Below are 26,955 nucleotides of genomic sequence, written 5' to 3' on the forward strand. Positions count from 1 at the left end.
GGTCCGGGCGTCGACGACGGACCCATCCTGACAGGGAGAAACGCATGAAACTCAAGACAATCCTAATGGCAGGCGCCATGGCCATCGCAGCAAGCGGTGCATCAGCAGCCTGTTCCTATGAAAACGAAGTGCCGCTGAAATCGCTATCGGCGGGGTTCGAGGCATGGAAAGCGGTAACGGATGCAATGGCCGAATGCGGCAATTTCAGTGCCTCGCTGGACCAGGAATTCCGCGAGAAGCAGCCCGAAGCATTCGCTGCCAACCCGTCGCTCTACCAGATCGGGGGCGTTGCGAACGAAACCATGATCCCGCTGCTGAACGCGGGCACGATCCGTCCGCTGGATGATCTGGTTGCGAAATACGGGCAAGACCTGCTGCCCAACCAGCTGATCAAGGTGGACGGTCAGGTAATGGCGATCGCCATGATGGTGAACGCGCAGCACCTGATGTACCGTTCGGACGTTCTGGCCGAGCTGGGCATTGAAGAGCCCAAAACCTATGATGACGTTCTGGCCGCCGCCGCCAAGATCAAGGAGGCCGGCGTGATGGAATACCCCATCGGCGGCACCTTCAAAACCGGTTGGAACCTCGCCCAGGAATTCGTCAACATGTATATGGGCGAAGGCGGCACGTTCATCGGCGAAGGCAACATGCCTGCGATCAACAATGAAAAGGGCGTCAAAGCGCTTGAGACGATGAAGGCCATGACCGAGTTCATGGATCCCGAATACCTCGTGTCCGATTCAACCTATGTTCAGCAGCAGTTCCAGCAGGGCAAGATCGCCATGGCGAACCTGTGGGCCAGCCGCGCCGCTGCCATGAATGACGAGGCCGAAAGCCAGGTGGTCGGCAAGGTCACAATGGCCTCGGCCCCGATGGGATCCGAACGCCCCTCGACCACGATCTGGTGGGACGGCATCGTTCTGGCCTCGAACATGAGCGACGAGGAGGCCGACGCCGCCTTCCGTCTGGTCATGGAAGGGATCGACGGTGACATGGTCAGCGCCAACAATGACACTGCCGTCTGGCTGAACGCTGCTTACCAACCCGGCGAACTGGCCGCTGGCGCCGCTGCCTCGGCGGAAAACGGTGCGGGGGCCTACCCGGCCAGCGCTGCAATGGGTGTGCTGCACAGCGCGTTGGGCAATGGTCTGGCCGATTACCTGACCGGGGCCAAGGACGCGCAGACCGCACTGGCCGATATCGAGGCGGACTATATCACCGCCGCGAAAGAGGCTGGTCTGATCAGCAACTGATCCTCTCTGGGGAGGGCCCCGCGCCCTCCCTAACTCCCCACCCGAGAACCATGAGAAAGGCAGAGCCATGAATTTCCGGACATTTGCCGCCTTTGTTGGCCCCTCTGTCTTTATGATGCTTCTCTTTATCGCGTTCCCACTGGTGAGCGTGTTCAAGCAAAGCTTTTACATCACCCAACCCGTCTACGAGACGGTCGAGGTCGAGACCTGCACCCCCGGCTTCCTGACCCAGACTTGCGTCACCGAAGAAAAATCGCAACCCAAGCTGGATGAGCATGGCGAGGTGATCACCCAGACCGAATATGTCGGCCTGCAAAGCTATCGCAACGTGCTGGAGCCCGAGCGGGCGTGGCGTGCGATCACCGAGGGCAATTGGTCGGTCCTGTCCACGATCAACTTCTGGAAGGCGCTGCGGTTCACGCTGACATTCACGCTGATCACGCTGCCTCTGGTCATCGGGTTCGGGCTGGGCATCGCAGTTCTGATCAACAACGCCGCGCGGTCAATCCGCGGGCCGGTGATCTTTATCTCGCTGCTGCCCTTCATCATTACGCCGGTGATCGGCGCGCTGTCGATCAACTGGCTGTTCCGTGGGGACGGCATCCTGACGGCGCTGCTGGAATGGTGGCTGAACCGCGACATCGCACTGTTTGCGCAGGCGTGGACGATTGAAGTGCTGATGATGTTCTACCGCGTCTGGCATGTGGCCCCGTTTGCGGCCGTGGTGTTCTATGCCGGGCTCCAGACCGTCAATCAGGACAGTCTGGAAAGTGCCGTGATCGACGGGGCGACCCGCTGGCAGCGCATGAAATACATCGTCATTCCGCATCTGATGCCGCTGATCATTTTTGTCTCGATGATCCACCTGATGGACGCCTACAGGGTCTTCGAAGAGATCGTCGGTTTCTCGAGCCAAGCTTACGTCATCTCGTTGCAATGGCTGACCTTCGACTTCCTCGTGCCGGATCAGGCGGGCAACCGGTCGATCAGCCGGGCTTCGGCCAGCGCGATGCTGACCATGATCGGGATCGTGCTTCTGTTGATCCTGCCGCTGCGCCGCACCTGGCGCGACCATAAAGGAGGCCACTGATATGTCCTCGCGCGCGCTTCGCCAACCTCTCAGCCTACGGCTGACCTCGAACATCTTCCTGGCGTTTTGGTGCCTTGTTGCCGCTTTCCCGATCGTCTGGATCGCAATCATGAGCGTCAAATCCCCGGTGGACGCCTATGACAGCAACGCCTTGAACGTGATCTTTGGCCCGGCAACGCTGGCCACAGGGAATGGGCTTTCGATTCTGGATATCATCCTAGGCATCGCGGTGATCTGGGGCGCGGCGATGCTCGTGACCAAAGTACTGCCCGCGAAGATCAAGGAATACACCGCGCCGGGTCAGGCATGGTTCGGCTGGGTGGTCGGAGTACTGGTCGCGCTGATCGCCTTCCTTCTGGTGTTCTTTGTGGTCTTGCCGGCGGTTCTGAATGTGTTGAACCCGCTCTTCGGCCCCTTGGGTCGCGATGTGTTGGGCATGACGACCGAGCATTACAAGACCGTCTGGGTTGACCGGGGTTTTTCAAACAATTTCAAAAACTCGCTGATCGTGACCGCCGGGGTTGTGACCGTGTCGCTGACAGTGGGAACTCTGGCGGGTTATGGACTGGCGCGGTCGGGCTCGACACTGGCCTTCTGGATCTTGCTGATCGCGCTTATCTTCCGCGCGCTGCCCCATTCGGTTCTGGTGGCGGGCTATCTGCCGGTCTTCATCAACTCAGCCGAATGGCTGGCACCAATTCTGGGTGAGAACGCGCCGACGCTTTATGGCAAGCCTTTCGCCGTGATCGCGGTATTGGTGGCGATCAATCAGCCGTTCACGATCTGGATGCTGCGCTCGTTCTTCCAGAACATCCCGGCCGAACTGGACGAGGCCGCACGGGTCGATGGCTGTAACCACTTTCAGGCCTTCCGCCGCGTGATCATGCCGGTGATGTGGCCGGGGGTGATCACGACCGGGCTGTTCAGCTTCCTGCTGGCTTATAACGACTTTCTTGTGACCTCACTGCTGCTTGATGCGCAGAACCAGACGATGGTCCCCGCCATTGCGGGCATGTTCAACCGCGAGACAACGACGACCGATCAGGTGGTCGCCGTGGCCGCTGCGGTGTCGATCATCGCCCCGCTGTTCTTCCTTGTGATGATCTTCCAACGCCAAATCGTAAGCGGTCTGACCGCTGGCGCAGTAAAAGGATAAAGAAATGAAGGGTTCTCGCCCGGAACAAGCCGTTCTGACACGCGATACGGATATGTCCAAAACGGATGAAACCCGCCGCGTGATCGAAACCATGGTGGACGGTCTGAACGACCACCGTATTGACGATATCGGCGAGTTCTTCTCAAAGGGTTTCCGCTGGATGGGCAATCAGGGTTGCGGCACCAAAACCGGCCTGAAAGAGTTTCAGGACAACTGGCAGCGCCCGTTTCAGGCGGCGTTTTCGGACAAAACCTGCATTGATGAGGCGCGTCTTTACATGGGCGAATGGGCCGCCGCCTTTGGCCGGCAAGAGACCACCCATTCCGGCGAGTTTCTGGGCATCGCCCCCACCGGCAAACGGGTTGAAATCCGTTATATGGATTTCTGGAAAGTGGTCGATGGCAAGATCGTCGACAACTGGGTGAACGTGGATTTCGCCCATGTGGCCGCGCAGCTGGGGGTCGATCTGTTCAACGGTGAGGGCTGGGAAGCCTATGACCGGGGTGAGAAAACCGCGCCCCGCCCCGACAAGTAAGGATCAGGATGATGGCAATCGAGTATCTCAAACGCGGCAAGTCCGACGCTGACCGGGCTGAGGACGACGCCAAGACCCGCGCCGTGGTCGAAGCCACGCTGAAAGACATCGAAACCCGCGGTGACGCCGCCGTGCGCGAGCTGAGCGAGAAGTTCGACAACTATTCGCCCGTCTCGTTCCGCCTGTCACAGGAGCAGATTGACGAATTGATCGGGCAACTGACTGATCGGGAACTGGACGATATCAAATTCGCGCAGGAACAGGTGCGCAACTTTGCGCAGGCGCAGCGGGACTCGATGCTGGATATCGAGGTTGAAACCCTGCCCGGAGTCATTCTGGGCCACAAGAACATCCCCGTGCAATCTGTGGGCTGTTATGTGCCCGGCGGAAAGTTTCCCATGGTGGCCTCGGCTCATATGTCGGTGGCGACGGCCAGCGTGGCTGGCGTTCCGCGTATCATCGCCTGCACACCTCCGTTTCAGGGCAAACCGAACCCGGCGGTGATCGCCGCCATGCATCTGGGCGGCGCGCATGAGATCTATGTGATGGGCGGCATTCAGGCCATCGGCGCGATGGCGCTGGGGACCGAAACCATTGATCCCGTCCACATGCTGGTTGGCCCCGGCAACGCGTTTGTGGCCGAAGCCAAACGCCAGCTCTTTGGCCGTGTGGGCATCGACCTGTTTGCTGGCCCGACCGAGACCATGGTGATCGCCGATGAGACCGCAGCAGATGCGGAGCTTTGCGCCACCGACCTGCTGGGGCAGGCCGAGCATGGCTATAACAGCCCCTGCGTGTTGTTGACCAATTCGCGCAAACTGGCCGAAGATACTCTGACCGAGGTCGACCGCCTGCTGGGCATCCTGCCAACCGCCGATACTGCGAAAGTGTCTTGGGCCGAGTATGGCGAGGTGGTTGTCTGTGACACCTATGACGAGATGCTGAAAGTCGCCGACGACATCGCCTCCGAGCATGTGCAGGTGATGACCGACCGCGATGACTGGTTCCTTGAGAACATGACTTGCTACGGCGCGTTGTTCCTTGGCCCGCGCACCAATGTGTCGAACGGGGACAAGGTGATTGGCACCAACCACACACTGCCGACCAAAAAGGCCGGGCGCTATACCGGCGGTCTTTGGGTGGGTAAGTACCTGAAAACACACAGCTATCAGAAAGTTCTGACCGATGAGGCGGCGACGCTGGTTGGCGAATACGGCTCGCGCCTGTGTATGCTGGAAGGCTTCGTGGGCCATGCCGAGCAATGTAATGTCCGCGTCCGCCGTTATGGCGGGATCAACGTCCCCTATGGCGAGGCCGCCCCCTATCGGGACGTCGCAGAGTAGGGGGCTTTGCCCCCGGCTTTCAGCCTCCCCCAGAGTATTTGGGAAAAGATGAAAACGGATCGTCATAGCCATCACAAGATGCTGATCGCACCGATGCGGTGTGCGATGTATGACTTTTCCGAGGACGGGGTTCGTAAGGCATTGGATGCTGCCAGCGCGCCGGATACCACGTTTCGTTTGTGCCACCCGTTTGGCGACAGCACCGGCAGCGATGCCTTTTACGATACCGCTTACAAGGGCCTGCTGGACGCATGGCCTGACTTGGAGCGGCGCGACTATATCGTGATGGCCGGGCCGGATGGGCACGGTGCGGATTGGGTCGGTTGCGGCGGCTATTATACCGGCACCTTCACCGGGCCGTGGCTGGATATCCCGCCGACCGGCCATCAGGTGACGATGCGGTTCCATGAATTCTATCGCTTCCGCGACGGCAAGATCGTCGAGATGCAGGCGCTGTGGGACATCCCCGAAGTGATGATGCAGGCCAATGCCTGGCCCATGGTCCCCAGCCTTGGCCACGAATGGCATGTGCCGGGCCCCGCGACGCAGGATGGTCTGGTTCCGGGGCCATATGATGCCGCCAAAGGCCAAGAGACACGCCAACACATCATCGACATGCTGGATCACCTCAAGAAACACCCCTCGGAAGGCGGGCCAGAGGTGATGGAGATGGAGAAGTTCTGGCATCCCCGCATGAACTGGTACGGCCCCGCCGGGATTGGAACCGGGCGCGGCTTTGCTGGGTTTCGCAACTGGCACCAGATTCCGTTTCTGAACGGGATGCCGGATCGCGGGAAGTATGTGGATGACATCACCTATCACTTCTTCGGCGACGGTGATTATGCCGCCGTCACCGGCTGGCCGAACATGATCCAGACCGTAACCCATGACGGCTGGATGGGGATTGCGCACTCGGGCCAGCGGATCACGATGCGCAGCCTGGATTTCTGGCGGCTCGAGAATGGTCTCATTCGCGAAAACTGGGTTCTGGTCGATCTTCTGGACGCGTATCGCCAACTGGGAGTTGACGTGTTCGCCCGTCTGCGGGAATTCAACAAGGCCCGGAATATGGGCCGAATTGAAATACCGGATGGAATGAGCTGATGACTGACCTGCCCCGCACCCCCTCGTTTTCGCTACGCGGCAAAACCGCGCTGGTTACCGGTGCCTCGTCGGGTATCGGTCAGGGTTGCGCCGTTGCGCTGGCCGAAGCCGGAGCGCATGTGGTTTGTGCTGCGCGCGGGGCGGATAGACTGGCTGAGACCGTCGCCGCGCTGCAGGCGCAGGGCTGGTCGGCCGAGGCTGTGGTGGTGGATCAGGGTGACTTGCAGGCGCTGAAACAGCTGTTCGACGTCCGTGCTTTTGACGTGGTGGTCAATTCTGCCGGAACCGCCCGCCACGGCCCGGCAATCGACACCACGCCCGAAGATTTCGACGCGGTGACCGATATCAATCTGCGGTCGGCCTATTTCCTGTCGTCTTATGCGGCCAAGGCGCTGCTGGCGGCAGGGCGGCCGGGGTCGATTATCCATATCTCAAGCCAAATGGGCCATGTGGGCGGTGTGGACCGGGCGCTCTATTGCGCAACGAAACACGGGCTCGAGGGCATGGTCAAAGCGATGGCGATCGAATGGGGCAAACAGCGCATCCGCATCAACACGGTCTGCCCGACGTTCATCCGCACGCCGCTGACGCAGGCCACCTTCGAAAACCCAGAACGCGCCGCATGGATCATGGACAAGATCAAGCTCGACCGCGTGGGCGAGGTCGAAGACATCATGGGGGTCGTCACCTATCTGGCCTCGGACGCCTCGGCGCTGGTGACGGGCACTTCTATGCTGATTGACGGCGGATGGACGGCGGACTGATGGCTGAAAAAGTCACATCCTTGCAGGTTGCGCAACTGGCCGGTGTCAGCCAGTCGGCGGTCAGCCGGGTGTTCACGCCCGGTGCCTCGGTCAGTAAAAAGACCGAAGACAAAGTGCGCAAAGCCGCCGCCGAACTGGGGTACAGACCCAATGTTCTGGCCCGCGCTATGGTGTCGGGCAAAAGCAGGATCATCGGTCTGGTGGTGGGGTATCTCGAGAATTACTTCTACCCTGAGGCGTTGGAGAAGCTTTCCAATGCGCTGCAAGAACAAGGCTATCACGTGCTGATTTTCATGGCCTCCCGCTCGGCCGGGAATATTGACGACGTGATGGACGAGATTCTGGATTATCAGGTCGATGGGGTCATTCTGGCTTCGGTTCCGATGTCGTCGGATATCGCAACGCGCTGCCAGCAGGCCGGCGTTCCGGTGGTATTGTTCAACCGTACGCAGGATCTTGACGGGATCACCACGGTGGCCTCGGACAACTATGCGGGCGGGCGCAAAGTGGCCGAGTTTCTACTGGCCGGAGGGCATAAGCGCATCGCCTATATCGCGGGTTGGCAGGGTGCCTCGACGCAGCGCGACCGCGAGGCAGGCTTCCGCGCGGTACTGGCCGAAGGCGGGCAGGATGTGTTCGCCCATGAGGTCGGAGATTTCCACACCGAGAACGCCCGCACCGCCGCCCGCCGGATGTTTGATGTGGCGCCCGGCAAACGGCCCGACGCGGTATTCGTGGCTAATGATCACATGGCTTTGGCCGTGATGGACGTGATCCGTTTCGAACTTGGCCTGCGTGTGCCCGAGGATGTCTCGGTCATCGGCTATGACGATGTGCCGCCCGCCGGGTGGCCTGCCTATAACCTGACGACAATCCGCCAGCGCGCGAACCTGATGGTGGCTGAAACCGTCACTGCATTGCTTGACCATATCGACAACCCGGCCACGGCCGAACCGCGCAAAGTGGCCATTGACGGGCCGCTGATCGTGCGCACCTCGGCGCGGCTGCCGAAGGGGTGGAAACCGCAAAGGACTGAGACATGAAGGGCTTTGATCCGAAATTCCGGGATTTCCCGGACTACATCATCGGGATCACCAAAGAAATCTGGGAAGATCGCGGCATTGCGAACCTGCACGAGTATTACGGCAAGGATATCGTCGTGCGCTCGCCCGGGTCTGTGGTGCTGGGCAACCAGAATGTTATCGGCGCGACCATGGCGACGCTGGCCGAATTTCCCGACCGCCAATTGCTGGGCGAGGATGTAATCTGGTCCGGTACGCCGGAAGAAGGAATGCTAAGCTCTCATCGGATCATCTCGACCGCGACACATTTGGCCGAGGGTGTTTATGGTAAAGCGACCGGAACCAAATTACGCTATCGGATTCTCGCCGACTGCCACGCCATCGACAATCAGATCAACGACGAATGGCTGATCCGCGATCAGGGCGCGATCGTGCGTCAGATGGGTTGGGACCCCAAAGAATACGCCGCCGATCTGATCGCGCGCGAAGGTGGACCTGAGAACTGCGTCAAACCGCTGACGCCCGAGATCGACCAGCCCGGCCCCTACACGGGCACCGGCAACGACAATGAATGGGGGCAGCGTTACGCCGATATCCTGACCCGGATCATGAATGCCGATATGGGCGCAATCGAAACCGAATATGATCGCGCTGTTCAGTCCGAGTATGTAGGCGGGGTCACCGGCCATGGCTGGGACTCAGTGGATCGGTTCTGGATGGGACTGCGCGCCAGCTTCCCAAACGCCGAATTCAAGATCGAACACCAGATTGGCCGCGACGATCCGAATATGCCCCCTCGCGCCGCGATCCGCTGGTGCCTTTGGGGCGAGCATGATGGCTGGGGTGTCTTTGGCGCGCCAACCGGTGCGCAGGTCTATGTTCTGGGCATCAGCCACGGCGAGTTCGGCGAGTTGATCACCGGCCAGCCGCAGCTGCGTCGGGAATACACCCTTTTCGACGAGACCTCGGTCTGGAAACAGATCCTGCTAAAGGAACAGGAGGGCTGAGTGGCTGCGATGGGCCTCTCCCTGAACGCCAGTCAGGCGGCGCGGCGCTTTCACACGCATCGCGCCTCGCTGCGCGCGCGGCGTTTGAACAACCGACCTCCCGGGGGACGGGATTGATCCCATCACCCCCATTTTCAAGGAGACCATCATGAGCACAAATCAACAACGCATCGTCCGCTACGGCGAGCTGCAGCCCTGCAAAACCGCCTTTATCGACGCCCATACGCCGGGCAGCGATCAGAAGGAAAACTTCACCATCATCGGCGGCGGCGTCTCGGAGTCGCCCGACCAACACGTCCACATCACCGACAAGATCGGCTTTAACATCGGCGCTGCGGGCCAGCCGCCGAAATGCCGGAACTCTCTGCACAGCCACACCACGGCCGAGGTGTTCTTTGTCGCCAAGGGCCGCTGGCGGTTCTTCTGGGGTCGCTATGGCACTGCAGGTGAGTTCATTGCCGAGGAAGGCGATATCTTCAACATTCCCACCGGTATCTTCCGCGGGTTCGAGAATGTCGGTCAGGACTACGGCATGATCATGTCGATCCTGGGCGGAGACGATGCCGGGGGTGGGGTCACATGGGCGCCGCAGGTCATCGAAGACGCGCAGGCGCATGGGTTGATGCTGGGCGACAATGGTGTGCTTTACGACAGCAAGAAGGGTCAGGAACTGCCCCATAACGTGCGCCCGATGCCCCTGCTGACCGAGGACGAGTTGAAAGCCTATCCCGAGGTTCCGGTCGAAGATGTGGTGGGCAAATACGTTGCCCGCTACTGGGATTTGATGGCGCTGTCGGCCCACAAACCGGCGAAGGTGATCGGAGAGGATGCGCTGATCAAAGACAAGCCGGGGTTCGATGTTGATTTCCTTGGGCGCGGCTCTTGCGTGACGGACCCGCTGTTGGCCAAAAAACCGGTCGTCCTGATGCCGGCCAGCGGGCATTGGCGCGTCTCGGTCGACGGGTTTGAAACCACCCTGTCCGCCGGCGATACCGCTTTGGTTCTGCCGGGGGAACGCTATAGCGTTGAACCCTCGATGACCGGGCAGGCGGGTCTGTACCGGATTACCGCAACCGATGACCCGGCCGGAGCGACCTGGACAGGATGACCGCAGACCCTAACGACACCCATGCCATTTATGAACGGCAGGCGACCGACTATGACAAGCGCCGTTCAAAGGCCTTGTTCGAAGCGCGCTGGCTGGCGCGCTTCACCGCCAGCCTGAAGCCCGGCGATCACGTTTTGGATCTGGGCTGCGGCACGGGTGATCCCATTGCTCGGTGGTTCAAGGCCGAAGAGTTTGACGTCACAGGTGTTGATTTCTCCGAGGCGATGCTGGCCATTGCCCGAACCCGATGGCCCGATGGGGATTGGCGTCATGGCGATATGCGCGCTTTCGAACTGGATCAGACCTTCGACGGCATCATTGCCTGGAACAGCTTTTTCCATCTGACAGCGGATGAACAAAGGGATTGCATCGCCCGCATGTCCCGTCATTTGCGACCCGGTGGAATGCTGATGCTGACCGTCGGTCCCCGCGCAGGAGAGGACAGTGGCACGGTTGGATCGGAACGTGTCTATCACGCGTCGCTGTCTCCGGCAGGTTATGCTGTTTGCCTTGAACAGAACGGGCTGCAATTGACCGGGTTTCTTGCCGAAGACCCTGAAACCCAAAGCCACACAATCCTGATGGCTCGCAAAATCTAAGGAGGTCCCGATGACCGTAAAGACCACGCATGTTGGATCTCTGCCCCGCTCGCAGGACGTGGTGGACTACATTTTCGCCCGTGAAAACGGCAAGCCCTACGATGCCGCAGCCTTTGATGCCTGCATGACCGAAGCGGTGTCCGAGACGGTGCGCAAGCAGGTCGAAGCCGGGGTGGATATCGTCAGCGACGGCGAGACCTCGAAGATTTCCTACGCGACTTATGTCAAGGATCGCTACACGGGCTTTTCCGGCGACAGCCCGCGCAATGCACCTGCGGATCTGAAGATGTTTCCCAGCTTTTTGCAACGACTGGCCGATGATGGCGGTACCCCGCAATATGCAAGGCCCATGTGCACGGGCGAGGTGCGTTCGAAAGGACAGGGCGAGTTGCAGAAGGACATCGCCAACCTCAAGGCGGCGATGTCCCAGCACGGGATCGACCGAGGCTTCATGAATGCCGCGTCGCCGGGCGTGATTTCACTGTTTCTGCAGAATGACCACTACCCAACGCGCGAGGCGTATCTGGCCGCGCTGGCTGATGCCATGAAAGAGGAATACGAAACAATCGTGGCCGCAGGTCTGGACCTGCAACTGGATTGCCCCGATCTGGCCCTGTCACGGCATATGCTGTTCACCGATCTGTCGGATGACGCGTTCGTGAAGATTGCCAATATGCATGTCGAGGCCCTGAATCATGCGTTGCAGAACGTCCCGCAAGACCGTGTGCGCGTGCATATCTGTTGGGGCAATTACGAGGGTCCGCATTGTTGTGACATTGCGATGGACAAGGTGTTTTCGACCCTGATGGCGACCAAGTCGCGCTATGTGCTATTTGAAACCTCGAACCCGCGACACGCTCATGAATGGACTGTGTTCCGCGACCGGAAAAATGAGATACCCGATGACACGGTGCTGGTGCCCGGCGTTGTTGACACCACCACCAACTTCATCGAACACCCCGAGCTTGTGGCGCAGCGCATCGACCGGTTCTCGGGGATCGTTGGGGCGGATCGGGTAATTGCAGGCAGCGATTGCGGTTTCGGCACCTTCGCGGGCTTCGGGACGGTCGATCCGCAGATCGCCTACGCCAAGTTGGCGGCGCTGTCGGCCGGGGCAAAGCTGGCCGCGTCATGACGCCTTTAATCTTGTTGCCCGGTATGATGTGCGATGCGCGCCTTTTTGGTCCGCAGATCGACGCATTCTCAAACAGGGTGCCGTTGATGAGCTTTCCGCTAAGTCGGCAGGACAGCGTCGGGGCCATGGCCGCCGAGATTTTGAACAACGCCCCTCCGCGCTTCGCTTTGGCGGGGCTGTCGATGGGTGGGATTGTTGCGATGGAAGTGCTGCGTCAGGCCTCGGATCGAGTGGAACGGCTTGCTTTGCTGGATACCAACCCACTGGCAGAAGCGTCTGAGGTCAAAGCGCGCCGTGTGCCGCAGATGGCCGCCGTGCGCAACGGGCGCTTGCGGCAGGTGATGCGTGATGAGATGAAACCCAACTATCTGGCAGATGGTCCGCGACAGGGCGCTATTCTGGACCTGTGCATGGCTATGGCCACGGATCTGGGGCCAGACGTCTTTCTGCGCCAGTCGCAAGCCCTGATGGATCGTCCCGACCAACAATCGACCCTGTCGGCCTATACTGGAAAAGCGCTGGTTCTGTGCGGGCGTGCCGACGGTCTTTGCCCCGTCGAACGCCACCAGCTTATGCACAAGCTTCTGCCAGACAGCGTGCTGACCGTCATTGAAGACGCAGGACACCTGCCCACGCTGGAACAACCACAAGAAACCACGGCGGCGCTGATCCGCTGGCTGGAGGACACATGACCCCATCGCTTCTGTCACTGCTTCGCAAGGTCGACACCCCCACCGTCTGCAACGCCATCGAAGTGGCGCAGGGCAAACGAGGCTTTGATCAGTTCACCCGGGGAACCATGCAATGCTCTGCCCCTGATGAGCCAGCAATTGTTGGCTATGCGCGCACCGGTAAAATCGCCGCCCTTAACCCACCAACCGAGCCAGCAGATGTGATCCGGGCGCGCCGCATGGCCTATTACAAATATATGGCTGAGGCCCCGGAGCCATCTGTCGCTGTAATTGAGGATGTAGACTACCCGGACTGTATCGGCGCCTATTGGGGCGAAATCAACACGTCGGTCCACAAAGGGTTCGGGATGTCGGGGGTCGTAACCAATGGCGTGATGCGCGATCTTGGCGACTTACCCGATGGGTTTCCGGTGGTCGCCGGTTCCATAGGACCGAGCCATGGTTTCGTCCACATACGCGAGATTGATACACGGGTTTCCGTGTTTGGCCTAACTGTAAGCCCAGGTGATTTGGTACACGCTGACCGTCATGGAGCACTGGTAATACCAGAGGATGCCATCGTACATCTGGAAGCGGCAATCCGAAAGCTGCTGGTGACAGAGCGTATCGTTCTGGATGCTGCACGCCAATCCGGGTTTGATTTCGAAACCTTTGAGACCGCATGGGCTGCGTTCGAAAAGGCGAGAGTCTGATGGCAAGCGGCACATGAAAGGATCGCATGCAAAGTAAAAAGATAGCAGGAACTTAAACCAGCCGCATCAGGTAAGGTGAAGAGAATTGCCGAGATCCTTCACGGTAGTTAAAGAATGGTTTTGAAGGATACCTGAGCTTACCGGCGGGTCTTTTCAGAAGAACTTTGCTTGAGCGGGGCAGGGCGGTTTCGTAGCGTCTGGGAATGACCAGTCCCGCCTCTTTCAAATACTTCAAACCAGCCCCGCGATCATCCACTTTGCGGTGATGCTTTACATCCGTTTCCCGCTCTCGCTTCGGAATGTCGAAGACCTGCTGCACGAGCGCGGCGTCGACGGGAGCCATGAAGCTGTCCGATGCTGGCGGAACAGGTTTGGCCCGATGTTTGCATCAGAGATCCGAAGAAAACGGGTTCAGCAACTCTGAGCCTTTTCAAAATCGAGGTGGCCCGTTGAAGAGGTTTTCGTGAAGGTGAATGGTAAACGCCACTATCTCTGGCGGGCTGTTGATCACGAAGGTGAAGTGCTTGAGGCCGTTGTCATCAAACGCAGAAACAAAGCTAAATCACTAAAATACTCAAGAAATTTTTGAAGCGGCACGGTTACGCCGAAGAGATCGTCACAGATCGCTTCGCATCCTACAAGGCTGCGCTCAGAGAAATGGGTGCTCTCGAAAACCAAAGGACGGGCAGGTGGCTCAACAACCGTGTCGAGAATTCGCACCTGCCTTTCCGACGACGCGAACGCGCGATGCAACGGTTCAGGCGCATGCGAAGTTTACAGAAATTCGCCGCAGTTCAAGCCTCGATCTACAACCTTTTTACTTCGGAGCGCAGCCTCTCCTCCAGATCCGACTTCAAGATGAACCGTGCTGCTGCTGTCACTGAGTGGCGTGGCCTCTGCGAGGCGTAAGGGGCGGCCATCCTGTCCTTGTGGAGATTGGTTGGAATTCGTCTGGCAGCACCCGATGGTTTAATGAACATCGTCGGAAAAAACTTTTTACTGAAGTCGACGCATTATGATATAAAGAAAATCGAATATTAATGAGCCAACAAGAGCCCTGTTTCGAACCGTATTGTTGATGTGGGAGGTCAATATGTACCGGGTTTCCCCCCTTATTTTCTCGCTGGTGATTGCGCCAGCTTCTGCTTTTTCAGATGCCGTGCCAAGCGAAGAGGCAGCTGAAGGCTTGTTCCTGGAACAACCCTACTCCCCATATGCACAACGCAGTTTCCCAGAGCGGCCGTTATGGGGTGATACCCATCTTCACACGGGGCTTTCTCTGGACGCCGGCGCTTTTGGAAACACGTTGCTGCCGGACGATGCATGGCGCTTTGCAAAGGGTGAACAGGTCATCTCCTCGACAGGCCAACCCGTCAGACTGGGGCGACCATTGGACTGGATGGTCTTGACGGATCACACTGATCTGATGGGGTTCGCTCCGGATCTGCAAGCCGGCAAGCCGGGCGTCATTTCCGACCCTAAAGGTCTGGAGTGGTACGAAGGGTATAAAGCTGGCGGTGAAGAAGCCGGAAAGACCGCCTTTGATATCATTACAAATTTCTCTCAAATGACCCTGCCGGAAATCCTGCTTGAGTCTTACAGCCCTGGTGCCGACGCCTTTGCGTTTACCTGGGAACACATTGTGCTCGCGGCAGAGCGGCACAACGACCCTGGGAGTTTTACGGCCTTTATAGGGTTCGAGTGGACCTCTGTCCCGAAGGGGTTCAACCTACACCGGAACGTTATGTTGCGGGACGGGCCGATCAGAGCGCTCCAGATGGTCCCCCCGGTCACGCAACCGCCATACGGCGACACAGATCCAAAAGCGCTCTATGCCTGGCTGGAAGAATATCAGGAGAAGACCGGGGGTCGTGCTGTTGCCTTTGCCCATAACGGAAACTTGTCAAATGGATGGATGTTTCCGACCGAAGACACATACCACGGCGGTAAGGTCGACGAAGAATACGTGGCTGCTCGTGCGAAATGGGAGCCGCATTATGAAGTCACGCAGATCAAGGGTGACGGCGAAGCGCACCCGTTCCTGAGCCCGGATGATGAGTTTGCAGACTATGAAAACTGGGACGTCGGCAATCTCGATATCACCGAGCTTAAGACAGAGGATATGTTGGCCGGAGAATATGCCCGAGAAGCGCTGAAGCGCGGTTTGATGCTGGAAGAAAAGTTCGGCGTGAACCCCTACAAATTCGGCATGGGCGGTGCTACGGACAGCCATACTTCACTGGCGACGGCCGAAGAGGACAACTTTTTTGGCAAGTCGGTCAGCGTTGAGCCATCGGCCTCTCGTATCAAGCACCCATTCATCGCCAACGATCTTGGTGAAATACCCGGCGATCTTCTGGTCGCGTCAGGGTACACAGCCGTTTGGGCGACCGAGAACACGCGCGCGGCGATCTTCGATGCATTCAAGCGGCGCGAAACCTACGCGACGACCGGACCTCGGATCGGGTTGAGATTCTTTGGCGGCTGGGACTTTAGCGATACAGACGTAGAGACCCGGTTCCTTGCAGATGTTGGCTATACCAAAGGTGTTCCCATGGGGTCGGATTTGCGCCCTCGCGAAGGTGAAGGGGCACCGTCCTTCCTGATTGCTGCCTTGCGCGACCCGGTTGGTGCAAATCTCGACCGCGTTCAGGTTGTGAAGGGATGGCTCGACCCGGACGGTGGTTTGCGGGAAAAAGTTTACGATGTCGCGTGGTCAGATGATCGCGTGGCTGATGAAAACGGCAAGGTTCCCGCGGTTGGAAACACCGTGGACCTGGAGACGGCAAGTTGGACCAACACAATCGGCACCGCCGAGTTGGTGAAGGTTTGGTCCGATCCGGATTTCGACCCCAACGCAAGGGCGTTTTACTACGTTCGGGCAATCGAAATCCCAACTCCTCGTTGGGTTCTTTATGACAAGCTGAGGTTCGGCGCAGAGTTGCCCCAAGATGCTGTTCTAACGCATCAGGAGCGCGCGTATTCCTCCCCGATTTGGTACACCCCCGCAGAGTAACATGATTTTGGCATGGACTTGGACAGCGAGACGGTGAACTCACCTCGGGGCAGTCACTATAGGTGTGAAGATTGCGTGGTGTGGGATCCTTTGCAAAAAACAATTGAAATGAGAGCGCAAGCTCGGGTTTTGCAGGAGCCCTTACGAAGATTCTGAACGAACCTCTAATTCGTGAAGAGGTTCTGGTCAGAGAAGCAAGAAAACTTGGCCTGGATCGCGGAGATACCGTGATCAGGTCTCGGCTAAGCCAGAAAATGGACTTTCTGACAGCAGCAATCGCCACTTCGGTCGTGTCAGAAGAACTTGGGTTGAGGCGGGCAGGGGGCTTTCGTAGCTTTTGCCCATGACCAATCCTGCGTCCTTCAAATACATCAAAACCAGCCCCGAGATCATTCGCCTTGCAGTGATGCTGTACATCCGCTTCCCGCTCTCGCTTTGGAATGTCGAAGATCTGCGGCATGAGCGAGGCATCGACGTGAGCCACGAAACTGTCCGATACTGGTGGAACAGGTTCGGCCCAATGTTTGCTGCTGAGATCCGAAGAAAGCGTGTTCAGCAATTGAGAGCATTTTCCAAATGGAAGTGGCACGTGGACGAGGTTTTCGTGAAGGTGAATGGCAAGAGACACTACCTCTGGCGGGCCATCGGTCATGAGGGCGAAGTGTTGGAAACAAACGTTGCCAAACGCCGAAACAAGCAGGCGGCACTGAAATTCCTCAAGAAATTGGTGAAGCGGCACGATAAAGCGGAAACCGTCGTCACGGATCGCTTCACCTCAAACAGAGCCGCGCTCAGAGAGCTCGGCGCTACCGAAAAACAACAGACGGGCAGGTGGCTCAATAACCGGGTTGAGAATTCGCACTTGCCGTTTCGACGGCGTGAACGCGCGATGCAGCGTTTCAGGCGCATGCGAAGTTTGCATAAATTCGGCTCTGTCCATTCCTCCGTATACAACCGCTTCAACCAGGAAAGATCGCTCACCAGCCGAGACACCTTCAAGCTGACCCGCGCCGCCGCTCTTAGCGAGTGGCGTCAGCTTTGCTCCGGATAGGTTCGCGGTTGCCGTGGCAAACTGAGACTGGTTCGAATCCCTGTCTCCCGGCCACCCATACCTGTCTCACTTCAGTTGCGTTTTCTGACCCGGAATTGTTCCGCAAATCCCGCGCGTTGGCGCATGCGCTTTCAATCAGAGACGGAGCAGATCGTACACTCAGAGCGCAATTCCGGTCGCAGCATCAGCGCCGCATTTTGGCGGGGTCGCTTTGGGCGGTATTTCCCTGATACCCGGCAATTTACAGGGAATTTTAGTGACACGAGTTCAGATGCAGGCGTTTCTCATGCTAGAACTGTATGTTTTTCAGAGGTTTATGTTGCAAATTCCCTAAAAGGTGGAACAGAGAATTTTCTTGCGGGAACAGGGAATTGTTCCGCCGGATAAGGGAGGACGAACCCTGTATCAGGGACGCAGGATCTGAAGCTATCAAAAGCCGAACAGACGCTCCTGTTTGATCCAGTCAAATGGGTGGGTCACGCTGACCAGACGCTTGAGTGTGAGTTCGGGCGGCTGGGTGCCATCGAGAATCGCGGCCTGAATCTTCCGGGAGAGAAAGGCGAGCTGAGCGCGGGTGCGAATGAAGGCGCCGGGGGGGGGGTCCCGCCGCGCAATCTCCATCAGTTGAACCCCGGCTTTCAGATCGCGGGCCCAGCCATGGGCGCGGATCAGCATGGAGCGGAGGTGAGGATCGGGTTGCGGTGCCATGTCGCCGGCGACGACTTTTGCCTCGACACCGCGGCGGCGCAGATCGAAAGATGCGGTGATGTGGGTGAGATCCGGGTGCAGATGGTCCGCAGCAATGCCAAATGCGCTTGCCAGAGTTTTGGGGTTCAATTCGAGGTCGATCTGACCTGGTGCGATTCCGCCACTGGCCAGAATATCAGCGCCGACTCGAGCGCCTTGGCGTTGAAGCCGGGTTACTAAATCCGCAACCGAAGTCTGAACCGCCTCCGCCGACCCGGCCTCCGGCTGCGCCAGTACCTGGTGCGCGGCGGCGTCTTGCAGATGTCTGACGATGACTTCAATGACCGCGTTTTCAGGACACCCGTATCGACTGGCATTGCATCGCGCCAGGAAAACCAACACAGAACGCGTTCATCGAAAGCTTCAACGGCAAGCTGCGCGACGAATGCTTCAATGCAACACTCTTCAACTCACTGGTCGAGGCCCGTGAAACGCTGGAAGAATTGCAGGTGGACTACAACTATCAAAGACCACATTCGGCGTTGAGCAACCTGACGCCGATGGAATTTGCAGAGAGAATGAACATGGACAAACTGGCCGCGTAAGGTCATCAAACCAAACCCAAGGACTCTCCGAAGGCTAGAGGAAACTTGGGGCTCAGGTCACGCCCTCGCTTCGGAACGTTGAAGATCTGCTGCACGGGCGAGGTATCGACGTAAGCCACGAAACTGTCCGATATTGGGGGAACAGGTTTGGCCCGATGATTGCTGCTGAGATCAAACGGAAGCGTGTTCAGTAGCTGCGCGCGTTCTCCAAATGGAAATGGCAAGTGGATGAAGTTTTCGTGAAGGTGAATGGCGAGCGGCACTACCTCTGGCGGGCCGTAGATCATGAAGGCGAGGTGGTGGACGCCGCTGTCTCCAAACGCCGAAACAAAGCTGCAGTACTGAAATTCCTCAAGAAATTGATGAAGTGACGCGGCAAAGCGGAAACCGTCGTCACCGATTGTTTCGCCTAATACAGAGCCGCGCTCAGAGAATTGGGAGCATTCGAAAAACAGCAAACAGGCAAGTGGTTCAACAACCGAGTCGAGAACTCGCACCTGCCATTTCGACGAGGTGATCGCGCGATGCAGCCTTTCAGGTGCATGCGAAGTTTGCAGAAGTTCGCCTCCTTCCATTCTTCGGTCTACAACCGATTCAACCAAGAAAGATCGCTCATCAACCGGGACACCTTCAAGCTGACACGCACCGCCGCTCTTAGCGAATGGCGTCAACTTTAGTTCCGGATAGGTTCGCGGTTTCGGCAGCAAACTGAAACTGGTTCGAATTCGTCTGACAGCGCCGTTCAGACAGACCGAACCACCTCGCCTCTGTCCTTTCAATAATTGTGGAAAGGGAGCGTCTATTCCTGTTATTCGCTTTACCGCACAGCGGAAACCTCTGGCGCCCTGGTCCCGAGCATAATAAACATTTTTTCGTGGTTTGTAGTAATGAATGTGATATCTCACACTCCGATCGACAGAGCGCCCGCACAATAGGTTGAAAATAATGACAATTTTACGGTTTCCCACTTCGATTCCAAAAACTGATATTTCTTCTAGACGGCCTGGTATTAGCGCAATGGTCCGGCTGCAAGACGAAGCCGATTGGATAGAAGACAGTATTCTATCAGTGGCAGGTGTATATGACGAGATTGATTGTTTTGTTCAGCCAACACTGGATGATACCATCGAGCGCCTGCAGAGGTTAAATCTACCTCACCTGCGCATCATCTTTTATCCCCATAGAAGCTGGCCAAACGGTGACGGGTATGACAAGCAAAACCCAAATGACCCTAACAGCAGGACTTACTTTTACAACTGGTGTCTCGCACACACGCGTTACCAATGGGTTTCAAAGTGGGATGGGGATATGGTTGCTCTCCCGCGGTTTGGGTCACTTAAAAACGACCTCGACGGGTACGATGTAGTAATTGAACAAGCTTATGAGATGACAGGTTCTGGCTCAATGTACCTAGCTACTGCACCTTTGACCGGACTCGAAGTCCGTCATTTCCGTGTAACTGAGCATACGCGTTACGTTAATGGTGCAAAGTGTGAGATGTTCACGAACCAGCCGGGCGGGGTAAAACCCGGCGCTGATTTGTTGAACAAGAACACTGATCGAAACACGATACAGCCGCCGAGAATTCTTCACTTTAAATGGGTAAAACCATTAGCCTCAATCATAAAGGCTTGGCCAAAAGATTGGTCCAAAGACCCGCACTTTATGCGTATCATCGCAAATAAAGCACTTCCTGATATCAGATATGGTGGTCCCAATCCAATTCTCGACACCTCCTATTCGACAATCCCGCCACGCAATGACCCAAATGTCATACCGTTGCGCGCCGTGGACTTTCGGACACTGCGCATGGAGAAAAGGGATGCCAAACGCTTAGAGCAAGAATGTGATGAGCTTAAAGCATCGCTTATGTTGGCTTTGTCAAAAAATGAAAAAGTCAGAATTGGCTTCAAGCTTTGGCAGCATGAGCAGAAGCTGATTTCTGCAACGAATACAAATGACTGGATACACTTCATGTCGTATCTGAAGCCCCAGCACGACGAAGTTCTAGAAAAACACCTCATAGCGATTTTGAAGGATATTGAAGAGGTGATCTCTAGAAAGAGTTTTGATCCAAATTGTAAACCTATAACGCTGATGACCTGGGGTTATCGGGACGCTGGAATGTTGACCCGTCTTGCATCTCAGTTCAACTTTGTCAAAGTTTCCAGACACGAAGATGGCTTTGTTAGATCTATTGGCCCGCATCAGGTTTCCCAACAAGGGTATTCTCTCGTCACGGATGAAGACGCCTTGTACTTTGATTATTCGAAGGCAAGTGTTTTGGAAAAAATCATTTTGGAAACCCGTCTGCAATCTGATTCAGGCGAATTCAAAAGGGCGAAAGAGCTTATCGAAAAGATGAGACTAGAAGGCGTAACTAAATATGGGCGGGATGATCCAAACAGAAAAATCTCAAAGCTTGATGGCATTGGCGACTTTTGTTTGGTTGTTGGACAACTAGAATTGGATCAGAGTATTCAGTTCGGTAGTCCGCAAATCAAAACAAATGCTCAACTGGTGTCTGCGGTGCGGAAGGCCTATCCGGAGCGGGTCGTGGTTTACAAACCACACCCAGAGGTCATGTTTCGAGAGGCTATTGCGGATACGCACCTCACTCAGCCCTCGGAAATTGCCGATATCACGTTGCTCCCGGAAGACGGGACAATCACCCAAGCTCTGAGTTACAAACCTATAGTATGTACAATGACGTCAGGTGCGGGGATGGAAGCTCTGATACATGGATGCGATGTGCATACGTTTGGCGGGCCATTCTATGCTGGTTGGGGTTTGACGAAAGACGAGCTTCCGTTTCCGCGGCGCAGCAACTACTTGGGCGATACAAGGAGCCTCGAAGAGCTGTTTTATGCCACATATGTTAAATACTCATCGTATATGTCTCCTAACTACTTTGCACCTATAGAACTGGATGGGCTGTTCAATGAACTTCTGGCGTAAGAAGAATCGAAAGCACATAGAGTTCATTCGCGAGATTGAAAGCAAGCCAGGTCTTGAAGCGCGCTTTAATCACGGAATAAAAGTGTTCGAAGAGCAAAAGCTTTTTTTCGTCGAAACACCAAAGGTTGCTTGTACATCAATCAAATCATATTTTCTGAACGCTTTGAGTTTTAGCTATGACAAAGCTGATCAATCCATCCACCAATTTGCGAATGAGAAACTAAACTGCCCTCGTGACATGGGGTATGATAAGTTCTTTCGTTGGGCGGCAAGGCCAAATGTAGAAGCTTTGATCGTGTTTCGAGATCCATTTGATAGGTTGCGCTCGGCTTACAAAGACAAGATAGCGCGCACTACCTCCGAACCGAGCGCCGCAGGTTTCGCACGTCAGAGACGAAACATAGCGGATTGGTGTGACGCCCGTCGGCCAGATGACAGCAGGCACTATCAACCTAACGGTGACGTTCACCCTAGTTTTTATGATTTTCTCTGGTTTTGTGCTGAGAGCGATTTGCGCACTCTTAATCACCATTGGGCTCCGCAAACACTAGTCACTTGGTTGGACCAGCTACCTAACTGCCGAGTGTGGGCTTACGAAAATTTGGACGACGTTTTCTCTTATTTAGATGAAAAATTCGCCGACACACCATTTCTCAATAGACCAGTGCTCAATTATTCGGAACTAACGAAACCGAATTGTGCTTTCCCAGAATCTGCTCCGTATTGGAGCGCGCTCTTAGAGCGTTACTCTAAGGATAGAGAATTTCACGAACGAGCACTTTAGCGAATGCTTTCGCGGCAGCGATCCGTGGGTCAAGATCGTGCAAGCCGTGTTTGTGGTCTTATTGAGTCTGATTGCGCAGGCGCCGGAATGTGTCTTTGTCCCCCAAAGTTAGGCCACTGCTTTGGGCGAGAAGGAGGAACATGACCTGCCCTCCGAGGCTCCCTCATTCATAACGAGAGTCTGCGGGTCAGGCCGTTGCACTTCAGTTATTTCGACACTTTTGCGCGCGAAGCCCGAGAGGTTGTGATCTCTCCTCAACGCATCGCGTATGGTACGGTTACGCCACAGGAACCCTCAGATAAAAAGCAAACATTAGCGCCTCCGGCTTCTTTGCCGTGGTGGCCGGTTTTCACACGACCGGATACTGAACCTGAAATCCGGACCAAACGGGGCCGTTTTAGGATAGGGTTTATTCCGCAGGCTTTGTCGCTTTTCCGGGTGTGACGCGATAGACAAAAGGCGCGTCTGCTTGGGCTGCATGTTCGTTTGCCTGATCCTGCAAAGCCTGATGATGGGGGGATTTGATGCACACCGGATCGGTGGCGCTTGCATCTCCGATAACGGCCATGGCCTGACAGCGGCAGCCTCCAAAATCGATGGTTTTTCGGTCGCAAGACTTGCAAGGGTCTGCCATCCAGTCCGTACCGCGATATGCATTGAATGCCGAGCTATCGTACCAGATATCCGCAAGCGGTTTGTCCTGTACCCGATCAAAAGACAGATGCGGAATGGATTGCGCCGCGTGACAGGGCAGGACCTGACCATCCGGTGCCACGTTCAGCCCGGTCGTACCCCATCCCCCCATACATCGCTTAGGATAATCATCGTGATAGTCCGCCGGGACATAGTCGATGACCAATTGCCCTTTCAGGTCTTTCCGCGCCTTAGTCACCTGTTGCGTCACCTGCTGCGCCTGTTCGCGTGTCGGCATCAAAGCGTCCCGGTTCTTCAGGGCCCAGCCATGGAATTGCACCGTTGCAACCTCGATCCGCCGCGCACCCATCTCTTGTGCCAATTCCAGCGCGCGTGGCAGTTGGTGCGCGTTGTGACGGTGCAGAACAAAGTTCAGGGTCAACGGGAATCCGATCTGTTTGATCCATTCGACGGTCTTCATCTTGCGGTCGAACCCGCCCCGATAGCCACCCACCTTATCTGCCATCCCTGCGTCGGTGCCTTGAAGGGACAGCTGGATATGGTCCAGACCGGCCTCATCCAACTCATTCAGACGACGCTCAGACAAGCCTATCGCTGATGTGATCAGGTTCGTATACAGCCCTGCCTCGCGCGCGGACTTGACCAAAGAAACCAGATCACGACGCGATGCGGGTTCGCCGCCCGACAGGTGCAGTTGCAAGACGCCAAGGGCGGCGGCCTCCTGGAAAACGCGTGCCCAGGTCTCGGTATCCAACTCGCTGTCGAGCTTCGCCATTTCGACCGGGTTGGAGCAATAGGGACAGGATAGCGGGCAACGATGGGTCAACTCGGCCAGCATGGCAATTGGGGGTGGGGCCTTTGTCTGCATCACATCACGTCCAAAAAGCGCCGGGCCCTCAGGGCGTCCAGAAAGCCTGAACTGTCTTCGGCAATCTGTTCTTTCGGAGCGTTGTATTTTTCGGACAATATAGCCGTGATCTGACCAAAGCTGCGCTGGCCGTCAACTTCGGTCAAAATTGCATGCCCGATCTGATCCAGCGTAACGGCTCGTTCCGGCGCCAATAGAACCCATTTATCCCGCACGGAATCGAAATGGATGCGCACACCGCGCGGAAGCGTGGGAATTTCCTGCGCCAACATCATGATGCCTGCCGCATTAGCAAGCCGACCTCCGGTTTCCATGCGCCCGGAGGAATGCGCGCTGGCTCGACATAGGCTCCCCACAGGGCATCCAACTGCGACCAAAGAACATCTGTCTTGAAAATGAGCGCTTGCGCCGCCGCATCCTGCTTTTCAGCGGTGTCGGCGTGATCCAGCACCCACGCCAAACCAAAGGCCACATCTTTAGGGGCCTCTTTCAGCCGATTGCGGAAATAGGACAATGAGCTGTCATCCGCAAAATCGTAGTGTTGGAGCAGGCCTTCGATCCTGTTGGCGTGAATTTGGGGTGCGAAGAGTTCCGTAAGCGAAGCCGCAACCGCTTCAAGCAGCGTCTTTTCGCGGACAAATCGAACATAGGCGTCCACCGCGAATTTGGTGGCGGGCAACACGCCGTCGCATGTGGAGACGTAGTCCGGATCAAGCCCAACTGCCTCGGCCAGCCTTAACCAGCGTCGGATGCCACCTTCGTTCTCATTCGTGCCGTCATGATCTTCGATCCGCGACCGCCAGGCACGCCGCAAGGCCGGGTCTTCAACCCGGGACATGAAGGCCGCGTCCTTCATCGGGATGGAATGCTGGTAATAATACCGGTTTATCACCCAGGCGCGGACTTCGTCAGGAGTGCATTGACCGCCATGCAGGCGATGGTGAAAGGGATGCAGATCATGATAGCGTTCGGCCCCGATCTGGCGCAGCCGGGCCTCGAATTCTTCAGGGCTTTGGGTCATAGCGTGATCTCCATTCCATCCTGACCTATCGTCCAGCCTTTGGCTTGGGCCAGAGCATTTTCGGTGCTGTCGGGCCGCAAAACCGGATTGGTGTTGTTCATGTGGACAAAGATTTTCTGTCCGATGTGCATGTCGGCAAAACTGGCGATCGAACCATCAGGCCCGTCCATCGACATATGGCCCATGCGTTTGCCCGTTTTCTGACCCAGTCCCGCGCGCACCATTTCGTCATCCTGCCAAAGCGTGCCGTCGAAAAACAAAAGGTCGGCCCCTTCAAGACGGGCGCGCAACTCAGGGGTCAGTGCTGCGCAGCCTGGGATGTAGTAGGCCGTCTTTCCCTGTGTGTTCAGCGCCACCCCGACCGTTTGTTCGCCGACCAGATCGGTTTGGACATTCTCCCCTTCCAGATACAGGGGGACTTTGCCGGGCACGGGAAACAGGGTCGCCGTCAGGTTTGGAACCAGTTCGAAGGGCTCATTCAACGAAATAGGTGCGCGCCGCACGACAGAGGCGTTCAAGGCATCAAAGATCGGGTTTGCCCCAATAACGTCGTGGATGCTGTTGGTCGCAAACAGGGTAAAGGGTTGCATCTCGCGCAACGTAAGCAAGCCCGCCACATGGTCGATATCCCCGTTTGTCACCAGAACCGACTGAACCAGCATATCCCGCAACCCTGTGGGAAACAAAAGGGGCGTCTCAGCCAGTTGCACGCGAATATCGGGCGATGCGTTCAAAATGGCCCAGTTCTGACCATCGGGGGACACGGCGAGAGAGGACTGCGTTTGCGCAGGAATCTCTCCGCGACGTGCAAGATTACAGTTCTCGCACCCGCAGTTCCATTGCGGAAGGCCGCCGCCAGCAGCGGCCCCAAGTATTATTGCGCGCAACGTCATTGGGTGTTGGCGCTTGCGGCTGATCAGATCAGGCCGCCACCGCGCTCATCATCATGATCGGGGCCGTACATGTTGATTTCCATGCCGCACTCGATTTCGCGGATAACAGGTTTATTCCAAGCCATATCTGGGTCCTCCTCCTAACATTTGCTTTCACACAATGTGGCAGGTGTCATGCGAACGGGCCACTCTTAATTCATAAGAGAGCGTTAGACTTTCGTCGGTAGTCAGTCGTCATCCGGTATCGGAGCAAGCCCTTGAATGCAGAAGCCTTGGTTGCGTATGGTTTTGATTTCAAATCCGAAATCGTCGGACCCCAGTTTCTTTCTCAGATACCCGATATAGACATCGACCACATTTTCGTTACTGGACCCGTCCTGCGACCAGAGCGTGTCAAACAGCTCACCTCGCGGGACAGGTGATCCGGCTTTGCTGGTGAGCAACATGAGCAGATCGAACTCACGCTCGGTCAATGCAACATGTATGTCCCGGACGGTGAGGGTTCTGTTCTTGGCTGAAAAACGCGCCGGGTCGGGTCGCTGTGACAGCACCCGGTGTTCCTGCACCTGCAATCGGGCCACAAGTTCATCAAAGCTGAAAGGCTTTACCACATAGTCATCAGCCCCTGCTTCAAGCCCGGCAGCGCGATGATCGACGTCCGAGAGGGCCGACAACATCAGAATAGGAATCGCAACACCAGCCGTGCGCGCAGCCTGGACCAGCTCGATACCACTGTCTGCGCCCAGCATGACATCAACAATTGCGCCCGAGAAAGCGCCGCTTTTCAACCGCTCCAGCCCTTGATCGGCACGGTTCTCCGCTTCGGCTGAGTAGCCGTGCAGTGACAGGCCCCGGACAAGGGCCGAGGTTATTTTCGGGTCGTCGTCTATGATCAAAAGCTTCGAAGCCATGGGG

Annotated in this window: 25 protein-coding genes and 3 pseudogenes; 21 read left to right on the forward strand and 7 right to left on the reverse strand. The window is 56.7% G+C overall.

Annotation, left to right across the window (positions count from 1 at the left end):
* Positions 1 to 44 precede the first annotated feature (44 nt).
* The 17 genes and pseudogenes from ACR0K4_RS18690 (at position 45) to ACR0K4_RS18770 (ending at position 17,570) form a co-directional block, all read left to right on the forward strand.
* A complete protein-coding gene (locus ACR0K4_RS18690; RefSeq protein WP_480855173.1) occupies positions 45 to 1,256 on the forward strand; it encodes an ABC transporter substrate-binding protein in 1,212 nt (403 codons plus the stop codon).
* Between the two features lie 67 nt (positions 1,257 to 1,323).
* On the forward strand, positions 1,324 to 2,346 hold the full coding sequence (locus ACR0K4_RS18695; protein WP_480855174.1) for a carbohydrate ABC transporter permease: 1,023 nt from the start codon (positions 1,324 to 1,326) through the stop codon (positions 2,344 to 2,346).
* A gap of 1 nt (position 2,347) precedes the next feature.
* Complete coding sequence (locus tag ACR0K4_RS18700) at positions 2,348 to 3,502, forward strand: carbohydrate ABC transporter permease (RefSeq protein WP_480855175.1); 1,155 nt, start codon at positions 2,348 to 2,350, stop codon at positions 3,500 to 3,502.
* A 4-nt stretch (positions 3,503 to 3,506) separates the two neighbouring features.
* Positions 3,507 to 4,037, forward strand: a complete 531-nt coding sequence (locus ACR0K4_RS18705; protein ID WP_480855176.1) for an ester cyclase — start codon at positions 3,507 to 3,509, stop codon at positions 4,035 to 4,037.
* Between the two features lie 11 nt (positions 4,038 to 4,048).
* Entirely contained in the window at positions 4,049 to 5,380 is a 1,332-nt protein-coding gene (gene hisD, locus ACR0K4_RS18710) for a histidinol dehydrogenase (RefSeq protein ID WP_480855177.1), read from the forward strand.
* A 48-nt stretch (positions 5,381 to 5,428) separates the two neighbouring features.
* On the forward strand, positions 5,429 to 6,484 hold the full coding sequence (locus ACR0K4_RS18715; RefSeq protein WP_480855178.1) for an ester cyclase: 1,056 nt from the start codon (positions 5,429 to 5,431) through the stop codon (positions 6,482 to 6,484).
* The gene (locus ACR0K4_RS18720) at positions 6,484 to 7,248 is read left to right on the forward strand and encodes an SDR family NAD(P)-dependent oxidoreductase (protein ID WP_480855179.1); all 765 of its coding nucleotides are present in this window, start codon (positions 6,484 to 6,486) and stop codon (positions 7,246 to 7,248) included. The genes ACR0K4_RS18715 and ACR0K4_RS18720 overlap by 1 nt, the downstream gene beginning before the upstream one ends.
* Entirely contained in the window at positions 7,248 to 8,291 is a 1,044-nt protein-coding gene (locus ACR0K4_RS18725) for a LacI family DNA-binding transcriptional regulator (protein WP_480855181.1), read from the forward strand. Before ACR0K4_RS18720 ends, ACR0K4_RS18725 begins: the two co-directional genes overlap by 1 nt.
* Positions 8,288 to 9,277 carry a nuclear transport factor 2 family protein gene (locus ACR0K4_RS18730; protein WP_480855182.1) on the forward strand — a complete coding sequence of 330 codons (990 nt, stop codon included), beginning with the start codon at positions 8,288 to 8,290 and terminating at the stop codon, positions 9,275 to 9,277. The genes ACR0K4_RS18725 and ACR0K4_RS18730 overlap by 4 nt, the downstream gene beginning before the upstream one ends.
* Positions 9,278 to 9,425: 148 nt before the next feature.
* Entirely contained in the window at positions 9,426 to 10,385 is a 960-nt protein-coding gene (locus ACR0K4_RS18735; protein ID WP_480855183.1) for a cupin domain-containing protein, read from the forward strand.
* Positions 10,382 to 10,984 carry a class I SAM-dependent DNA methyltransferase gene (locus ACR0K4_RS18740; protein WP_480855184.1) on the forward strand — a complete coding sequence of 201 codons (603 nt, stop codon included), beginning with the start codon at positions 10,382 to 10,384 and terminating at the stop codon, positions 10,982 to 10,984. Before ACR0K4_RS18735 ends, ACR0K4_RS18740 begins: the two co-directional genes overlap by 4 nt.
* A gap of 10 nt (positions 10,985 to 10,994) precedes the next feature.
* A complete protein-coding gene (locus tag ACR0K4_RS18745; RefSeq protein WP_480855185.1) occupies positions 10,995 to 12,119 on the forward strand; it encodes a cobalamin-independent methionine synthase II family protein in 1,125 nt (374 codons plus the stop codon).
* Positions 12,116 to 12,811 carry an alpha/beta fold hydrolase gene (locus ACR0K4_RS18750; protein ID WP_480855186.1) on the forward strand — a complete coding sequence of 232 codons (696 nt, stop codon included), beginning with the start codon at positions 12,116 to 12,118 and terminating at the stop codon, positions 12,809 to 12,811. The genes ACR0K4_RS18745 and ACR0K4_RS18750 overlap by 4 nt, the downstream gene beginning before the upstream one ends.
* Positions 12,808 to 13,503, forward strand: coding sequence for an RraA family protein (locus ACR0K4_RS18755; protein ID WP_480855187.1), 696 nt, complete (start codon positions 12,808 to 12,810; stop codon positions 13,501 to 13,503). Before ACR0K4_RS18750 ends, ACR0K4_RS18755 begins: the two co-directional genes overlap by 4 nt.
* A 203-nt stretch (positions 13,504 to 13,706) precedes the next feature.
* Positions 13,707 to 14,412, forward strand: a pseudogene (locus ACR0K4_RS18760) (IS6 family transposase).
* 184 nt (positions 14,413 to 14,596) lie between these two features.
* A complete protein-coding gene (locus ACR0K4_RS18765) occupies positions 14,597 to 16,519 on the forward strand; it encodes a DUF3604 domain-containing protein (protein ID WP_480855189.1) in 1,923 nt (640 codons plus the stop codon).
* Positions 16,520 to 16,862: 343 nt separating this feature from the next.
* On the forward strand, positions 16,863 to 17,570 hold the full coding sequence (locus ACR0K4_RS18770; RefSeq protein WP_480855190.1) for an IS6 family transposase: 708 nt from the start codon (positions 16,863 to 16,865) through the stop codon (positions 17,568 to 17,570).
* A gap of 429 nt (positions 17,571 to 17,999) precedes the next feature.
* Here the strand turns inward: ACR0K4_RS18770 and ACR0K4_RS18775 are convergent, their stop codons facing one another.
* Positions 18,000 to 18,659, reverse strand: a complete 660-nt coding sequence (locus ACR0K4_RS18775; protein WP_480855192.1) for a hypothetical protein — start codon at positions 18,657 to 18,659, stop codon at positions 18,000 to 18,002.
* Here ACR0K4_RS18775 and ACR0K4_RS18780 point away from each other — a divergent pair.
* The 4 genes and pseudogenes from ACR0K4_RS18780 to ACR0K4_RS18795 all read left to right on the forward strand — a co-directional run.
* Positions 18,617 to 18,841 (forward strand): annotated as a pseudogene (locus tag ACR0K4_RS18780) (integrase core domain-containing protein); the annotation flags it as partial. The gene ACR0K4_RS18775 and the pseudogene ACR0K4_RS18780 overlap by 43 nt on opposite strands.
* Positions 18,842 to 18,927: 86 nt before the next feature.
* A pseudogene (locus tag ACR0K4_RS18785) lies at positions 18,928 to 19,539 on the forward strand (IS6 family transposase); the annotation flags it as partial.
* A 268-nt stretch (positions 19,540 to 19,807) separates the two neighbouring features.
* Positions 19,808 to 21,820 carry a capsular polysaccharide export protein, LipB/KpsS family gene (locus ACR0K4_RS18790; protein ID WP_480855193.1) on the forward strand — a complete coding sequence of 671 codons (2,013 nt, stop codon included), beginning with the start codon at positions 19,808 to 19,810 and terminating at the stop codon, positions 21,818 to 21,820.
* Positions 21,804 to 22,604, forward strand: coding sequence for a sulfotransferase family 2 domain-containing protein (locus ACR0K4_RS18795; RefSeq protein ID WP_480855194.1), 801 nt, complete (start codon positions 21,804 to 21,806; stop codon positions 22,602 to 22,604). Before ACR0K4_RS18790 ends, ACR0K4_RS18795 begins: the two co-directional genes overlap by 17 nt.
* 409 nt (positions 22,605 to 23,013) lie before the next feature.
* Here ACR0K4_RS18795 and pqqE read toward each other — a convergent pair whose 3' ends face one another.
* The 6 genes from pqqE to ACR0K4_RS18825 form a co-directional block, all read right to left on the reverse strand.
* Positions 23,014 to 24,126 (reverse strand): pyrroloquinoline quinone biosynthesis protein PqqE, encoded by a 1,113-nt coding sequence (gene pqqE, locus ACR0K4_RS18800; protein ID WP_480855195.1) that lies wholly within the window; start codon positions 24,124 to 24,126, stop codon positions 23,014 to 23,016.
* Positions 24,126 to 24,401 (reverse strand): pyrroloquinoline quinone biosynthesis peptide chaperone PqqD, encoded by a 276-nt coding sequence (gene pqqD, locus ACR0K4_RS18805; protein WP_480515936.1) that lies wholly within the window; start codon positions 24,399 to 24,401, stop codon positions 24,126 to 24,128. The genes pqqE and pqqD overlap by 1 nt, the downstream gene beginning before the upstream one ends.
* Positions 24,398 to 25,147, reverse strand: coding sequence for a pyrroloquinoline-quinone synthase PqqC (gene pqqC, locus ACR0K4_RS18810; protein WP_480855197.1), 750 nt, complete (start codon positions 25,145 to 25,147; stop codon positions 24,398 to 24,400). Before pqqC ends, pqqD begins: the two co-directional genes overlap by 4 nt.
* Positions 25,144 to 26,040 (reverse strand): pyrroloquinoline quinone biosynthesis protein PqqB, encoded by an 897-nt coding sequence (pqqB, locus tag ACR0K4_RS18815; protein ID WP_480855198.1) that lies wholly within the window; start codon positions 26,038 to 26,040, stop codon positions 25,144 to 25,146. Before pqqB ends, pqqC begins: the two co-directional genes overlap by 4 nt.
* Positions 26,041 to 26,063: 23 nt before the next feature.
* On the reverse strand, positions 26,064 to 26,165 hold the full coding sequence (gene pqqA, locus ACR0K4_RS18820; RefSeq protein ID WP_120634970.1) for a pyrroloquinoline quinone precursor peptide PqqA: 102 nt from the start codon (positions 26,163 to 26,165) through the stop codon (positions 26,064 to 26,066).
* A gap of 102 nt (positions 26,166 to 26,267) precedes the next feature.
* Positions 26,268 to 26,951: a response regulator transcription factor gene (locus ACR0K4_RS18825; RefSeq protein ID WP_480855199.1), complete on the reverse strand. Its 684-nt coding sequence runs from the start codon at positions 26,949 to 26,951 to the stop codon at positions 26,268 to 26,270.
* Positions 26,952 to 26,955: the final 4 nt, after the last annotated feature.

The sequence above is a fragment of the Ruegeria sp. K11 genome (genome assembly GCF_056531905.1).

What these genes read in the sequence shown, in the direction of transcription:
- ACR0K4_RS18690 (WP_480855173.1), top strand. Translation starts at nt 45, where the DNA reads ATGAAACTCAAGACAATCCTAATGGCAGGCGCCATGGCCATCGCAGCA.
- ACR0K4_RS18695 (WP_480855174.1), top strand. Translation starts at nt 1,324, where the DNA reads ATGAATTTCCGGACATTTGCCGCCTTTGTTGGCCCCTCTGTCTTTATG.
- ACR0K4_RS18700 (WP_480855175.1), top strand. Translation starts at nt 2,348, where the DNA reads ATGTCCTCGCGCGCGCTTCGCCAACCTCTCAGCCTACGGCTGACCTCG.
- ACR0K4_RS18705 (WP_480855176.1), top strand. Translation starts at nt 3,507, where the DNA reads ATGAAGGGTTCTCGCCCGGAACAAGCCGTTCTGACACGCGATACGGAT.
- hisD (WP_480855177.1), top strand. Translation starts at nt 4,049, where the DNA reads ATGGCAATCGAGTATCTCAAACGCGGCAAGTCCGACGCTGACCGGGCT.
- ACR0K4_RS18715 (WP_480855178.1), top strand. Translation starts at nt 5,429, where the DNA reads ATGAAAACGGATCGTCATAGCCATCACAAGATGCTGATCGCACCGATG.
- ACR0K4_RS18720 (WP_480855179.1), top strand. Translation starts at nt 6,484, where the DNA reads ATGACTGACCTGCCCCGCACCCCCTCGTTTTCGCTACGCGGCAAAACC.
- ACR0K4_RS18725 (WP_480855181.1), top strand. Translation starts at nt 7,248, where the DNA reads ATGGCTGAAAAAGTCACATCCTTGCAGGTTGCGCAACTGGCCGGTGTC.
- ACR0K4_RS18730 (WP_480855182.1), top strand. Translation starts at nt 8,288, where the DNA reads ATGAAGGGCTTTGATCCGAAATTCCGGGATTTCCCGGACTACATCATC.
- ACR0K4_RS18735 (WP_480855183.1), top strand. Translation starts at nt 9,426, where the DNA reads ATGAGCACAAATCAACAACGCATCGTCCGCTACGGCGAGCTGCAGCCC.
- ACR0K4_RS18740 (WP_480855184.1), top strand. Translation starts at nt 10,382, where the DNA reads ATGACCGCAGACCCTAACGACACCCATGCCATTTATGAACGGCAGGCG.
- ACR0K4_RS18745 (WP_480855185.1), top strand. Translation starts at nt 10,995, where the DNA reads ATGACCGTAAAGACCACGCATGTTGGATCTCTGCCCCGCTCGCAGGAC.
- ACR0K4_RS18750 (WP_480855186.1), top strand. Translation starts at nt 12,116, where the DNA reads ATGACGCCTTTAATCTTGTTGCCCGGTATGATGTGCGATGCGCGCCTT.
- ACR0K4_RS18755 (WP_480855187.1), top strand. Translation starts at nt 12,808, where the DNA reads ATGACCCCATCGCTTCTGTCACTGCTTCGCAAGGTCGACACCCCCACC.
- ACR0K4_RS18765 (WP_480855189.1), top strand. Translation starts at nt 14,597, where the DNA reads ATGTACCGGGTTTCCCCCCTTATTTTCTCGCTGGTGATTGCGCCAGCT.
- ACR0K4_RS18770 (WP_480855190.1), top strand. Translation starts at nt 16,863, where the DNA reads ATGACCAATCCTGCGTCCTTCAAATACATCAAAACCAGCCCCGAGATC.
- ACR0K4_RS18790 (WP_480855193.1), top strand. Translation starts at nt 19,808, where the DNA reads ATGACAATTTTACGGTTTCCCACTTCGATTCCAAAAACTGATATTTCT.
- ACR0K4_RS18795 (WP_480855194.1), top strand. Translation starts at nt 21,804, where the DNA reads ATGAACTTCTGGCGTAAGAAGAATCGAAAGCACATAGAGTTCATTCGC.
- pqqE (WP_480855195.1), bottom strand. Translation starts at nt 24,126, where the DNA reads ATGCAGACAAAGGCCCCACCCCCAATTGCCATGCTGGCCGAGTTGACC.
- pqqD (WP_480515936.1), bottom strand. Translation starts at nt 24,401, where the DNA reads ATGATGTTGGCGCAGGAAATTCCCACGCTTCCGCGCGGTGTGCGCATC.
- pqqC (WP_480855197.1), bottom strand. Translation starts at nt 25,147, where the DNA reads ATGACCCAAAGCCCTGAAGAATTCGAGGCCCGGCTGCGCCAGATCGGG.
- pqqB (WP_480855198.1), bottom strand. Translation starts at nt 26,040, where the DNA reads ATGACGTTGCGCGCAATAATACTTGGGGCCGCTGCTGGCGGCGGCCTT.
- pqqA (WP_120634970.1), bottom strand. Translation starts at nt 26,165, where the DNA reads ATGGCTTGGAATAAACCTGTTATCCGCGAAATCGAGTGCGGCATGGAA.
- ACR0K4_RS18825 (WP_480855199.1), bottom strand. Translation starts at nt 26,951, where the DNA reads ATGGCTTCGAAGCTTTTGATCATAGACGACGACCCGAAAATAACCTCG.